Source organism: Streptomyces hygroscopicus (assembly GCF_026168105.1).
In the GTDB taxonomy this organism is placed as follows: Bacteria; Actinomycetota; Actinomycetes; order Streptomycetales; family Streptomycetaceae; genus Streptomyces; species Streptomyces hygroscopicus_D.
In genome coordinates this window covers 230,404-242,258 of record NZ_LBMW01000001.1, presented here as the reverse complement: position 1 = coordinate 242,258, position 11,855 = coordinate 230,404, and the positions used below count along the sequence as shown (strand labels likewise).

9 protein-coding genes are annotated in these 11,855 nt (G+C 67.0%); 8 read left to right on the top strand and 1 reads right to left on the bottom strand.

Translation table 11 applies throughout. The features are described 5' to 3' along the window. Positions 1-78 precede the first annotated feature (78 nt). A complete protein-coding gene (locus tag AAW14_RS01100; protein ID WP_265558803.1) occupies positions 79-897 on the top strand; it encodes a neprosin family prolyl endopeptidase in 819 nt (272 codons plus the stop codon). A gap of 61 nt (positions 898-958) precedes the next feature. Here AAW14_RS01100 and AAW14_RS01095 read toward each other — a convergent pair whose 3' ends face one another. Further along, a complete protein-coding gene (locus AAW14_RS01095; protein ID WP_265558801.1) occupies positions 959-1,576 on the bottom strand; it encodes a MerR family transcriptional regulator in 618 nt (205 codons plus the stop codon). A gap of 141 nt (positions 1,577-1,717) precedes the next feature. Here AAW14_RS01095 and AAW14_RS01090 point away from each other — a divergent pair, with 141 nt between their 5' ends. The 7 genes from AAW14_RS01090 (at position 1,718) to AAW14_RS01060 (ending at position 11,748) form a co-directional block, all read left to right on the top strand. Further along, positions 1,718-2,137, top strand: coding sequence for a DUF3291 domain-containing protein (locus AAW14_RS01090; RefSeq protein WP_265558798.1), 420 nt, complete (start codon positions 1,718-1,720; stop codon positions 2,135-2,137). A gap of 93 nt (positions 2,138-2,230) precedes the next feature. After that, positions 2,231-3,655: an MFS transporter gene (locus AAW14_RS01085; RefSeq protein WP_265559255.1), complete on the top strand. Its 1,425-nt coding sequence runs from the start codon at positions 2,231-2,233 to the stop codon at positions 3,653-3,655. Positions 3,656-5,479: 1,824 nt separating this feature from the next. Beyond that, complete coding sequence (locus AAW14_RS01080) at positions 5,480-7,606, top strand: BTAD domain-containing putative transcriptional regulator (protein WP_322740994.1); 2,127 nt, start codon at positions 5,480-5,482, stop codon at positions 7,604-7,606. Between the two features lie 433 nt (positions 7,607-8,039). Further along, positions 8,040-8,528 (top strand): SRPBCC family protein, encoded by a 489-nt coding sequence (locus tag AAW14_RS01075; RefSeq protein WP_265558795.1) that lies wholly within the window; start codon positions 8,040-8,042, stop codon positions 8,526-8,528. A gap of 297 nt (positions 8,529-8,825) precedes the next feature. Continuing rightward, the gene (locus tag AAW14_RS01070) at positions 8,826-9,245 is read left to right on the top strand and encodes a type II toxin-antitoxin system RatA family toxin (RefSeq protein ID WP_265558793.1); all 420 of its coding nucleotides are present in this window, start codon (positions 8,826-8,828) and stop codon (positions 9,243-9,245) included. A 77-nt stretch (positions 9,246-9,322) separates the two neighbouring features. Then, positions 9,323-10,522 (top strand): aspartate aminotransferase family protein, encoded by a 1,200-nt coding sequence (locus AAW14_RS01065; RefSeq protein WP_265558791.1) that lies wholly within the window; start codon positions 9,323-9,325, stop codon positions 10,520-10,522. Positions 10,523-10,560: 38 nt separating this feature from the next. Further along, on the top strand, positions 10,561-11,748 hold the full coding sequence (locus AAW14_RS01060; RefSeq protein WP_265558789.1) for a thioester reductase domain-containing protein: 1,188 nt from the start codon (positions 10,561-10,563) through the stop codon (positions 11,746-11,748). The last annotated feature ends 107 nt before the right edge of the window (positions 11,749-11,855 follow it).

The following is an 11,855-nucleotide window of genomic DNA, read 5'->3' as shown; positions in this document are numbered from 1 at the left end:
AGCTTAACTCTGCCCTTAACTCAGGCTCGAGTTCCAAGTCGGACGTGCCAGCCGCCCTCGCTGAAACGGATGCCCCCCATGCGCATACGGCACTCGATCGCCCGCACCGCCGCCACTCTTCCGATCCTGTTCGGTCTCCTCGGCGTGGCTCCCACGGCGCCAACCGGCCCGCTTCCGCCTGTCGTCCCGTCGGCTTCCGCGTCCGCGGGATACGGTCCGATCTGCTGGTACGGCTCCTGCTTCGACTATGTGACCGGCCGTCAGAAGACCGACGCCGGAGGCGCCTCGATCCAGATGTTCCAGGCCTCGCCGCAGCTGTACCCCGGCGACATCGAGTCGCACTCCCTGCAGGAGCTGGCTGTCCAGTCCAGCGACCAGAAGTCCACGGTGGAGATCGGCTGGACCGTCGACCTCGGCCTCAACGGCGACCTGCGCCCGCACCTGTTCGTCTATCACTGGGTCGACGGTCAGGAGAGCTGCTACAACGGCTGCGGCTTCGTGCGGCTCTCCCGCAGCGTCAGGCCCGGCATGGCCGTCCGGACGGGGAGGTCCGCCCAGTACGCCATCGAATACCTGGCGGGCGACTGGTGGGTCTTCTACAACCGGCAGGCCGTCGGCTACTTCCCCGGTTCGCTCTGGGGCGGCACCTTCACACGAGGACAGACCATCAGCGCGTTCGGCGAGGTCGCCCACGCCACCGGAGTGACCTGCGAGGCCATGGGGGACGGCGTTGACGGCAGCGCATCGGGTTCCAGCTGGATCAGCACCTTCCAGCTCCTTGACTCTGCCGATCCCTCCCAACTGACGGTCACCGAGACGAGCCCGGAGCTGTACGACTCCGGTTCGGTGACTCCGACATCCTTCCACCTCGGCGGCCCTGGCAACGGGCCGTGCTGACCGACGAATCCCAGCTCGCTGCGTTGTGTGTTCCGCCCGGGGCGGAACACACGGCAGGGTCTCAGATGTTGTGGCGCCGGGCGGACTCGTGCTCCTGGGCGAGCTTACGCAGCGCCAACAGGGCAGGCTCGAGCAGCGTGGTAAGCAGCACGGCGCGCTCCGCAGCCTCCAGCAGATCTTCGGCACCCTCCAGTTGATCCAGGTCCACTCCGGCGGTCTGCTCCGCAAGCTTGGCGTACCGGAGCAACGCCCCCCAGTCCAGCGGCACTCCGAGATCGTCCAGGGTCGCCAGCGTGTCGGCGAGTGCGGTCCGTGCCGACGCGTTGCTGTGCACACGCCAGCCCATCTCCTCGATCAGCGTGTCGACTTCAGCCAGCTGCCGGTGCTCCTGGGCGGTCTCCTCCGCGAGCCGGCTCGCGCCGAGCGCGAGCCCGAGGATGCGGTGGGTGTCGGCCTGCTCTTGCGACAGTGCCTCCAGGACGTCCCGTGTGGCGTTCACTGACAGTCCGCGCACACCGATCAGCGCGCGTATCAGCCGCAGCCGCCGCAGGTGCTGATCGTCGTACTCGGCCTGGGTGGCCGCCGTCGGCCTGCCGGTCGGCAACAGCCCTTCCCGGATGTAGTACTTGATCGTGGCCACGGACACTCCGCTGCGCCGACTGAGCTCGGAGATTCGCATCAGGTTCGCTTCCTCACTGGCAATTCGATAGTTCCACTATCTATGCTGGATAGTGGAACTCTCCAATCTTGGGGCGCCGCGGCGGTGATCAGCGACGTCCTGTGGCAGCGCACATCTCATACTCGGAGGAAGGCCGCAGTTGTGCCCACTTTGCCCTGGACCACCCCGCATCCCCCTCAGCCGGACACCCGGGTGCTGATCATGGCATCGCGGCTCGAGGTCCGCTCCCTCAGGGACGTCCCGCGTTTCTTCCTGAAATCCCTTGCCGCTTGGAGGCAGGTGCGCACGGCGCGGGGCGCCGTCGGTGCCTCTCTGATCGCCGAACCGCTCAAGCGGACCTTCTGGACCCTGTCGGCCTGGGAGGACGGGCAGGCCCTGCACGCGTACGCGAAAGCCGAGCCCCATCGGACGATCATGACGGGGCTGCGCCCCACCATGCGGCGATCGGCCTTCACCTTCTGGGAAGTACCCGCCGAGGAGCTCCCGATCAGCTGGTCCGAGGCGAAGCTTCGCCTGGCCGAGCAGGAGCACGCGGATCGCAGCCAGCCCTCCTGCGACTGAACGCCACCCCTCACCACTGGCTAGGAGATCTCTGTCATGACATCGTCCACGAATCAGAAGGCTCCCGACCGGCAGACCGGCGATGGCCGGGCCATGGACGGACGACGGGTGCCGTTGTGGCTGGCCATCGTCGCGTGCAGCGTGCCCATGTTCATGGTCGCCCTCGACAACCTCGTCGTCTCCACCGCCTTACGGACTCTCGCGGTGGATCTGCACGCTTCCACCCAAGACCTCCAGTGGTTCGTCAATGCCTACGTCCTCAGTTTCGCGTGCCTGCTGATGACCGGGGCCGCGCTGGGAGACCGGTTCGGCCGGCGCATGGTGTTCATGATCGGCATCGCTGCGTTCACCCTCGCCTCGATCGCATGCGGCCTGTCGCACACCAGCGGTGAACTCATCGCTGCTCGTGCGGTCCAGGGCATCGGCGCGGCAGCCGTCATGCCGCTGTCGCTCACACTGCTCTCCGAGGCGGTCCCGCCCAGGCTGCGCGGCCTGGCACTTGGTCTGTGGTCGGGAGTGAGCGGCTTGGCCATCGCGATGGGTCCGGTGGTTGGCGGCGCCGTGGTCGACGGTCTGGCCTGGCAATGGATCTTCTGGATCAACGTGCCCGTGGGAGTCGTCGCGGTTCCGCTGGTGCGCGCCACCCTTCGGGAGAGCTCCCTCACGGGGGTCCGCCTCGACCTGCTCGGCATGTTGCTGGCGGCTGCCGGGCTGCTCGCCGTGGTGTGGGGAATTGTCCACGGACCCACCGACGGGTGGGCATCGACCCAGGTACTGGGCGGCTTCGCGGCCGGGACCGTGCTGCTGGCCGCCTTCGTGGTCAGGGAGCGCCGGGTGGCACACCCGATGCTGCCCCTGAGCTTCTACCGGGTACGAGCCTTCACCCTCACCAACATCGTTTCGGCGACCATGTACTTCGGCGTCTTCGGCTCGATCTTCCTGCTCTCGCAGTACCTGCAGATAGCCCCGGTCCGCACACCACTGCGGGCCGGAGAGCTCACCTTGGCCTGGACGTTGATGCCGATGTTCGTCGCGCCGCTGGCAGGCGCGATCACTGACCGGGTCGGCGGTGGCCGGCTGATGGCCCTCGGTCTGTTCCTCCAGGCGGGCGGACTCGCCTGGATCAACCTGGCGGCTACAACGAACACTCCGTACTCTCACCTGGTGGGCGCCATGATTGTCGCCGGTGCCGGCATGGGACTCGTCTTCGCGCCGAGCGCGGCCGTGGTGCTCGACTCGGTGAGCGCTGAGCACGCGGGGAAAGCATCCGGTGCGAACACCACGGTACGCGAGGTGGGCGGTGCGCTGGGCATCGCCGTGCTCACCAGTGTCTTCGTCGCACATGGCAGTTTGGCGGGGCCCGAGCAGTTCGTCCGCGGGCTGCACCCAGCGGTGTGGGTGGGGGCCGCAGTTGTGGTGGCGGGCGGGCTGTGCGGACTCTTCATCCCCCGGGAGAAGCCAACCCCGGGGGAGACGACCGCTCCCACGGCCAACACCGAGCAGACCGCCTCTGTTTGACAGGCTCGGCAGCACCGCGGTGAGTCATGATCCGCCGCAGTATCGCCCGGCCAGTCGGGACCAACCACTGCCTTGCCCATGCTCCCCGTGGCGCCTCGGGCGTCCAGCGGGTCGAGTTCGCGCCGTCCGTCGCTCGGCTGTTGAAGCCCGTTTCCGGAGCGCGAAGACCGAGTGCGAGCCGGTGAGGTCCCACCGAGACGCCAAAGACAGCCGATCCAGCTGACAGCCGATCAGGAAGTGTGCAGGCCCTCGGCCGTCGAGTCGGGCGCGCATACCGAGTCCACGCGGGGCCGGATCGGGCAGGCCGAGGTCGGCAGCCGGCGAGAGCGACGACCGGCTGACCACCGCCGAATCCGGGGAACTTGCGGCCCTGCGCAAGGAGACTGCTCGGCTCAACCGGGCGAACGAGACACTCAAGGGCGCCTCGGCTTCCTCCGCCCGGGAACTCGACACGACCCGGTGCAGGTAAGGGCTGTCCCGTCATCCCCGGCGGGCGCACGACGACAGCTACGGCACCTCGCTGCGTTGTCGGATCGACCGAACACGCCCAGTATGAGTGACGACCCTCCGCCTTGCGACGCACCGCATCTGACGCCGTGCGCCGATCCACCGGGGATTACGGGACAGCCCTTACCGACATGGGCGGCCTGCGCGTCGAAGGATTGATCCCGGCGAGTCCTTCCTCGCCGGGATCAAGCCGTGCCGCAGAGGTTTCATCCGCCGCGATCCAAGGTCACTCCGGCCTGGACCTGCCCAGCACGACTTCACTGTGAGCGCGCCGCAGCCCTCGTGGCGCACTCACGTCTGCTTGAGACGTCCGATCGGGTTTGGTGGGACAACCGTTCACCGAAGCTTCTGGATTGCTCCCGAACTGCGTTCGGTGGCGTCTGCATGAAGCACACCCCAGGGCCTGCGTGACACGGGAACGGCCGGCGTCTGCCGTGTGTGCGGTCTTGCTGGATTCCGCGCGGCTCGACGGGAAGACGATGGAGAGACGTCAACGGTTCCAATGGCAGACATCCCATGTGCCTCATGAATCATCGAGGAATATTGTTGAGCTACCCTCCAGTTCCCGGAAAATTTCCAGAATTCCTTGGACGTCCTATGTGACGCTCGCTAATAAATCCCATGTAATCTTGGTGTGGTGCAGGCCCCGTGGGGTCCCAGGCCCAGCACCGTCCGTGTAGTCCTGCTTGACCGACAGGAGTCAACACGTTGTCCGTCCCCCCATTAATTTGGCGAAGTGTGCTCACGGCAAGACCGGGGTACGCCACCTCCCGAGCGCTGTCGATCCCCCCGCAGCGCAAATCCCACAAGGACCGCCCCGGCTCACCGGGCCCGAGCTGCCAAGGACATGGACGAGAAACACATCGTTCTGCCGGGTCGCCGTCTCAAGGATTTCGTGCGTTGGCCGTTCGCGCATCCGAACGGCACCCAGCATTGCCCGTCCTTCGCGGACGGTCTCCGGATACAGCGCGCGCCCGCCGCAATCGAGTAGAGCTCTTTCCAAGGACAGTGGCAGCGCACCCGTCTCTCCACCCGTTATGTTCGCCGCGCTTCTGTGAGAGGGCCGCCGACTTCCGTGCCCGGCACGCTTTATCGGCCACAAGGGTCCCATCTCCCTCGAGTGGGCGAACGCCACTGAAGCGACCGCTCCCACCCTGGGCACTTTTTGCAGGAGGAAATTGCCCTGAGTCTCGAAGCCAAGGTGTGTACCGGCGAGGTGTGCCTCCGTTGCACAGCGACTTCGCAAAGTCGCCGCGGGGAGTCGCAGCCGTGAGCCTCTCTTTCCGTGGAAGCCGGACAGGGCGGCGGAAGGGGAGGATGCTCCGCGCATCCGACCCCTTCCAACTGTTCGGGCAGTCCATCGAGACGGCTGCATCTTGTTCTTGGCCGCCGAGTCAAGGCGGCTTCGGTGAAGAGGTCGACGCTGATTCCAAGGTGACCACTGCTCTGCGTCGACGGGTGAGAAAGGCGGGGTGTATGACCGAGGATCATTATGGGGATGGGCTGCGTGCCGCTCGGATCAGGGCGGGATTGACACAGGAGGAACTGGCCCGGCGGGTCGGACTCAGTGTTCGGACGGTCCGTCATCTTGAACACGGTCACGTCCGGAATCCCCGGCAGGAAACGCTGATCCGCATGTCACGCGTGGTCGGGTACGACCTGGCCGCCGCCCTCGGGCTCGGGTGCGAGGCCGACACGAAGGGTGAGACACCCGGAATCTCTTGCGAGATACGCCTGCTGGGGCCATTGACGGTGCTGTGCGCTGGACTTCCGGTTGCCATGCCCTTGAAGCAGCGGACCCTGCTCGGTCTGCTCGTAGTGCAGCCGGACCAGACAGTCGGTCATGAAGAGATCTCGGACCTGCTCTGGGGCGGTGAAGCCCCGCCCACTCATCAGAACCTGGTACACACCTACGTCGCCCGACTGCGCCGCATCATCGAGACGGGGCACGGCCGCGATGCAGGGAGCCGCCGGATCAGCACCGTATACGGCGGATATGTCTTCAACAGCGATGGGATCCGGCTGGACCTCCACCAGTTCGAGGAGCGCGTCGGCCGGGCCGTCCGCACCGCGTCGGCAGACCCGGTCGCTGCACTGGAGTTGTACAACCACGCGCTGTCCTGCTGGCAGACACGGCCCTTGCAGGACCTGCCCCAGCTGTGGCAGCACCCCGCTGTGGTGAGGGTGGCGCAACGGTACATCGATGTCGTCATCGAGTTCGCCGACCTGGCGCTGCGGCTCAACCGGCCTGCCTATGCGGTCCCTCGGCTCACGGTCGCCTCGCACGAGGAGCCCCTGCACGAGGAGCTTCAGTCGCGGGTCATGCTCGCGCTCGCCGGCTGCGGCCGCAGGGCCGCGGCTCTGCGGCAGTTCGCGGACCTGCGAGCGAGGTTGAAGAAGGAGCTCGGTGTTGAGCCGAGCAGCGAGGTCTGGCTCGCGCGGCAGACCATTCTGGCGCAGGACGGCGACGGCCGGCGCGTCGAGCTTCCGGGCAAAGAACCAGCTGGAGGCCTGCCGCGGCAGGACTCTCGCAGGCCGTCCCCGGCCTACGACGTGGCCGACGAGAGCGCGCGCGAGTCGGGCGTGGCAACGCCTGTTGCGCCCCCGTACCGACCTCGCGGCCTCGCCCAGCCCGCGCAACTTCCGCCGGTCCCTGTCCCGTTCGTCGGGCGTCACAAGCAACTGACCGCGCTGGACGAGATATTGGCGCGACGGCGCGACAGTTGCGACTCCGTGGGTATCGCCGTGATTCACGGACCCTCCGAGATAGGGAAGACCTCCCTCGCCGTGCGCTGGGCCCATCGCAGGCACGAGGCGTTCCCGGACGGTCAGCTCTACGCCGACTTACAGGGTGGCGGGGACGCGCCGGACGGGCCCGCGCACGTCCGGACGGTGCTCACTCGGTTCCTCCGCTCCCTCGGTGTACCGGACGACTGGATGCCGGCGACGCGGGAAGAGGGATCTGCCCTCTTCCGCAGTCTGCTGGCGGGCGGCAAATTCCTTGTGGTGCTCGATGGTGTCTCGGACCCGGCACAGGTGCGTGCGCTAATGCCGGGCACGCCGGGAAACCTGGTGCTTGTCACCAGCAAACATCCGCTGATGGATCTGGTGACGCGCAATGGGGCCACCCCGATCGCCCTCGACCCGTTGTCCGCGACCGAGGCACATGCGTTGCTCAAGGCCTACGTCGGCCCCGAGCGCACGGCTGCGGAGCCCGACGCCACGGACGAACTGGTCGCGCTCTGCAGGCAGTTGCCGCTACGGCTGCGCTCTGTCGCGGCGCGGCTCGCCACCAATCCGCGACTCACTGTCCGCGCAGTTGTCGCCGAACTCGCGCATCAGCCTGGTGCGAACCTCCCACAGGACGGACAGCGACCGCGGAGGGAAGGCGATCCGCAGGCACGACGACGGGCCGCCGGCCCGAATGGCCGGCACGGGCGCTGACGGTCCCGCGCCACGCTGACGCGGCCGTCGCCATTTCGGCCGCCGACCGCGCTGACGGCGTGCCCAACGGCCGTTGGGACATCGACGAGCACTGCGACCCGGACGTCTCGGTACCGGACATGACCTAAGCCGCATCTCCTGTCTGGCCGACGAGGCATGTCCGCATCTGAAAGCTTCAGTGGCCGCTACTCGCATCCGGTGTACGGGCCGGCGGCCGGGCCGCGTTCATGCGCGGAGGCCGGGGTGTCGAGAGTGAGTAACGACGACTCACGCCGTGGGGCCGCCTGCATGTTGTTCTCGTGTATGGAAATCGGCACGGCGACTGCCGTGTACGTGTACGTCCGCACTTGGGAGGCAAGAGCGTGCAGTTCCGAATCAAGGGCCCGCCTGGGTTACCCGTTCATGCGCCCGCCCCGCACCTGAGGATTACGCCATGAGCTCCGTGACCGCTGTCACCTCGCTCACCGAGTCCGTCGTCATCCGTGTGCCGCCCGACACCGCCTACGCCGCCGTCAGCGATGTCGCCAGGATGGGGGAGTGGAGCCCCGAATGCCGCGGGGCATGGGTGCCCCGGCGTCGCGGCCCGCTGATGGCGGGGATGTGGTTCCTCGGCCGTAACCGTGCCCGACTGCTGCCGTGGGTCACCCTGTGCCGGGTGGTCGTGGCCGACCCGGGCCACTGCTTCGCCTTCCGGGTGAGCTTCCTGGCCATCCCGCTGTCCCGCTGGACCTACAGCTTTGCGCCTCTGCCTGACGGCTGTCAGGTGACCGAGTTGTGGGAGGACCGCCGCGGCCTCCTTGGCCGGGTGTTCACCACTGTCGCCGCGCTGACCACCGGTGTCGTCCGTCGCAGTGCCCGCAACCAGGTGACCATGCGGGCCACCCTCGAGGCCCTACGGGACACCCTGGAGCCCGGGGGGTGAGCCCTGCGCGGGAGAACCGTAGGACGGCGCCACTTGACGGGGGCCGGACCCCGCTGATGTTTGAGTACTCGATTACTCACGAAGCCGGGCCACGAGTCGTGATCACCTCATGGACGACCGGCGCCGTCAAGCATGAAGGAGTCCGCTTGTCAGCGTGTCAATTGCATGTCAGGTATGGGCACTGACTGTCCTGATGAGTGACGGCGCATCCTAGGATGCGAATACCGATGGGCAGGGATTCCAGTCTTTCCCCAACAGTCCCGAATACGTCCCTGAAGTGTCCCGAAGGAGAGTTTCATGGCCGTACTGAATGTGACGTGCAAGGGTGCCGGATCTGCCGAGCGGGTGTGGAAAGTGCTCCTGGACTGCGAGGCCTTCCCGACCTTCCTGGACGGCGTCAACGAGGTCACCGTCACAGGCGAGGAGGGCGGACGTCGCACCAGTAGCTGGGTCGTTGAGCTCAAGGGTTCGGAGATGGAGTGGGACCAGGAGGACGTCATCGACGTCGAGCGGCTCCGCTGGGAGTTTCGTCAGACCGAGGGGGACCTCGCCCACTACGAGGGATATTGGCAAGTCCTCGAGGACACCGAGGGCGTGGCGCTCGAACTCAACGTCGAGTTCGACATCGGACTTCCCATGGTGGCTGAAATGATCCACCCCGCGGTGGCGAAGTCGTTGCAGACCTACCAGCAGGGAATTCTCAGCCGCGGCTTGTAGGAGAACGCCGGAGTTCTGAAGGAGGAGGAATCTTGACGGATCCTCGATTGACCGCTGCCAAAGAAACATTCAGGCGCGTGAAGCGCCATTTCTCGCCCGCACTCGCAATGGCAGGCAAGTTCATGGGACAGGGTGCCGTCGAGGCATCCGCCGCAGGAAGCCGCATAACGCTTTCGGACGGCCGGTCCGTGCTGGACTTCGGCTCGTACGCCGTCGCCCTGCTCGGCCACCGGAACCCCGCGATAGTCAACGCGGTACGTGCCCAGCTGGACGTGATGCCCACGTCGACCAGGTCCATCCAGAGCCCGGTCCCGCCGCTCGCCGCAGAGAGCCTCGCCGGATACCTCGGCGGCTCCCTCAACCGCGTCTATTTTGGGTGCGGCGGGGCCGACGCCGTCGAGGCGTCCGTCAAGCTGGCCCGAATGGCCACCAGCCGCGCGACCGTGATCGCGGTCGACGGAGCTTTCCACGGCAAGACCGTCGGAGCCCTTGCGCTGACCGACAACCCGCGACTGAAGAAGGGCCTGGAATCGCTGCTGCAGGGCGTCGTGCACGTCTCGCCGGACGATCCGGAGGCCGTCGCACGTGTCGTGCGCGAACAAGAGGTCGCTGCCGTCGTCTTCGAGCCGCTCCAGGCCGAGAACGGGGCGCGGCCGCTGGACGAGCGCGTCCTGGCGCAGTGGTGCCGTGATGCTCACGAGCACGGCGCGTTCGTCATCTCCGACGAGATCCAGGTTGGGCTGCGGCGCTGCGGTGCCCGTTCGGTGGCACTGGAAGCGGGGCTGCCGGTGGACTGCGTGCTGCTCGGCAAGCCTCTGGGCGGCGGTGTCGTCCCGGTCTCGGCCGCGGTCGGCACCGATCAGCTCTTCGAGCCCCTGCTGGCCGACCCGATGATGCACTCCGCGACCTTCAGTGGTCACCCGCTGGGCACCGCAGTGATCCCAACGGCGCTGGACACGATCGAGGCGAACGCAGAGGACGGCGTCCGCATCGCCACTGCGATGGCCGCAGGGCTGGCGGAGATCCAGGAGCGGCACGGAGACGTCGTAGCGGAGACGCGCGGCCGCGGACTGCTCTGGGGCATCGACCTCCGCTCGCCCGAGCTGGCCGGCGCCATGCTGACCGGACTCGCCGAGCGCGGCCTGGTCGTCTCCCCGTGCATGACGCGCCCCACGACGATCCGGCTGCTGCCACCCATCGTCGCGACCGACGAGGACCTCGATGAGGCTCTGACCCTGCTGACCGACGCGGCCGAGGCCGCCGCCGTCGGCGCGTAGCCGGAGCCGATGCCGGCGGGAAGGAACGAAGACAACTGATGACTTCGCCCACGCTTTCAGAAGTCACCGGAGAATTCGCCGACGATGTCAGGCTGCACGACGACATAACGGGCTTCGCGGGACAGGATCCGCAAACCATATCCGAAGTGTTCCTCACCGGCGCGACCGGTTTTCTCGGGGCGTTTCTGCTGAGGGAACTGCTCGCGCATGGCCTGACCGTGCACTGCCTGGTGCGGGCCCCGGACTGCGACACCGGCCTCAAGCGGCTGACGGAGAACCTGCGCACGTACGAACTCCTCGACGGTCTCGATCTGGACGCGGTGAGGGTGGTGACCGGTGATGTGACACAGCCCCGACTCGGCATGCCGGAGGAGACCTACACCGAGCTGGCCGGGCGGATCGGCGCCATCTACCACTCCGCGGCCAAGGTCAACTTCCTGACGATCTACAAGTGGCTTCGCAGGGCGACGGTCGACGCGACCCACGAAATACTCAGACTGGCCTGCGCGGCCGGGGCGACCTTGCATCATGTGTCGACCACGGCCGTGTTCGAGCCGAGGGCGGACCGGTCGCCGCGGACGGAGATCGACCCGACCGGGCCGCCGCAGTCGCTGCAGCTGGGATACGCCAAGAGCAAGTGGGTCGCCGAGCAACTCGTGCTGAAGGCAGGCCGCAGGGGCGTACCTGTGACGATCCACCGTCCCGGTCAGGTGTGGGGCGACTCACGAAGTGGAGCCTGCCAGGAGAACGACTTCGTCTGGCGGTTCATCAAGGGCTCCCTGCAGGCCGGCGTGTATCCACGCAGGTTCCGGCTGTCCATGAACATCGTGCCGGTCGACTACGTCAGCGCCGCGATCGTCGCCCTCTCACGGAACCCCCGGGCGATCGGCGGGATCTTCCACCAGGTCAGTCCCGATGTGCTGGGCCCGGAGGAGATCCTCCGTCTGCTGCGCAGCGCCGGGTACGAGTTGACAGAGGTCAGCATCCTGAAGTGGATGAAGGCCATCGCTGCGGACGTCACCAACTCCATGGTTCCGCTGATGCGCGTGATGGCTGAATCGGAGAAGGTCGAGATGGCCGAGTTCTCGGATGTGTCCACCCGGGAGTTCCTTGTCGATGCCGGTTTCACAAGCCCGGACATCGATGAGGCGGTGTTCTCCACGTACGTGGCGTACTTCGTCCGCCAAGGCGTCCTGCCGGATCCCGCGACGGTCAACGGCGCCTGACGGTCCGTCCTCGCCTACCCGCCGAGCATCCGTACCAGCCGGTCCGCTCTTCGCCGCCTCGGAGCGCGCGGAAGTGGCCGTCCTCGCCTCTGCGGAGAGGTTCGTCC

Coding starts and splice junctions, on each gene's coding strand:
- AAW14_RS01100 (WP_265558803.1), top strand. CDS start 79: ATGCGCATACGGCACTCGATCGCCCGCACCGCCGCCACTCTTCCGATC.
- AAW14_RS01085 (WP_265559255.1), top strand. CDS start 2,231: ATGGACGGACGACGGGTGCCGTTGTGGCTGGCCATCGTCGCGTGCAGC.
- AAW14_RS01070 (WP_265558793.1), top strand. CDS start 8,826: ATGGCCGTACTGAATGTGACGTGCAAGGGTGCCGGATCTGCCGAGCGG.
- AAW14_RS01075 (WP_265558795.1), top strand. CDS start 8,040: ATGAGCTCCGTGACCGCTGTCACCTCGCTCACCGAGTCCGTCGTCATC.
- AAW14_RS01060 (WP_265558789.1), top strand. CDS start 10,561: ATGACTTCGCCCACGCTTTCAGAAGTCACCGGAGAATTCGCCGACGAT.
- AAW14_RS01095 (WP_265558801.1), bottom strand. CDS start 1,576: ATGCGAATCTCCGAGCTCAGTCGGCGCAGCGGAGTGTCCGTGGCCACG.
- AAW14_RS01080 (WP_322740994.1), top strand. CDS start 5,480: ATGCTCCGCGCATCCGACCCCTTCCAACTGTTCGGGCAGTCCATCGAG.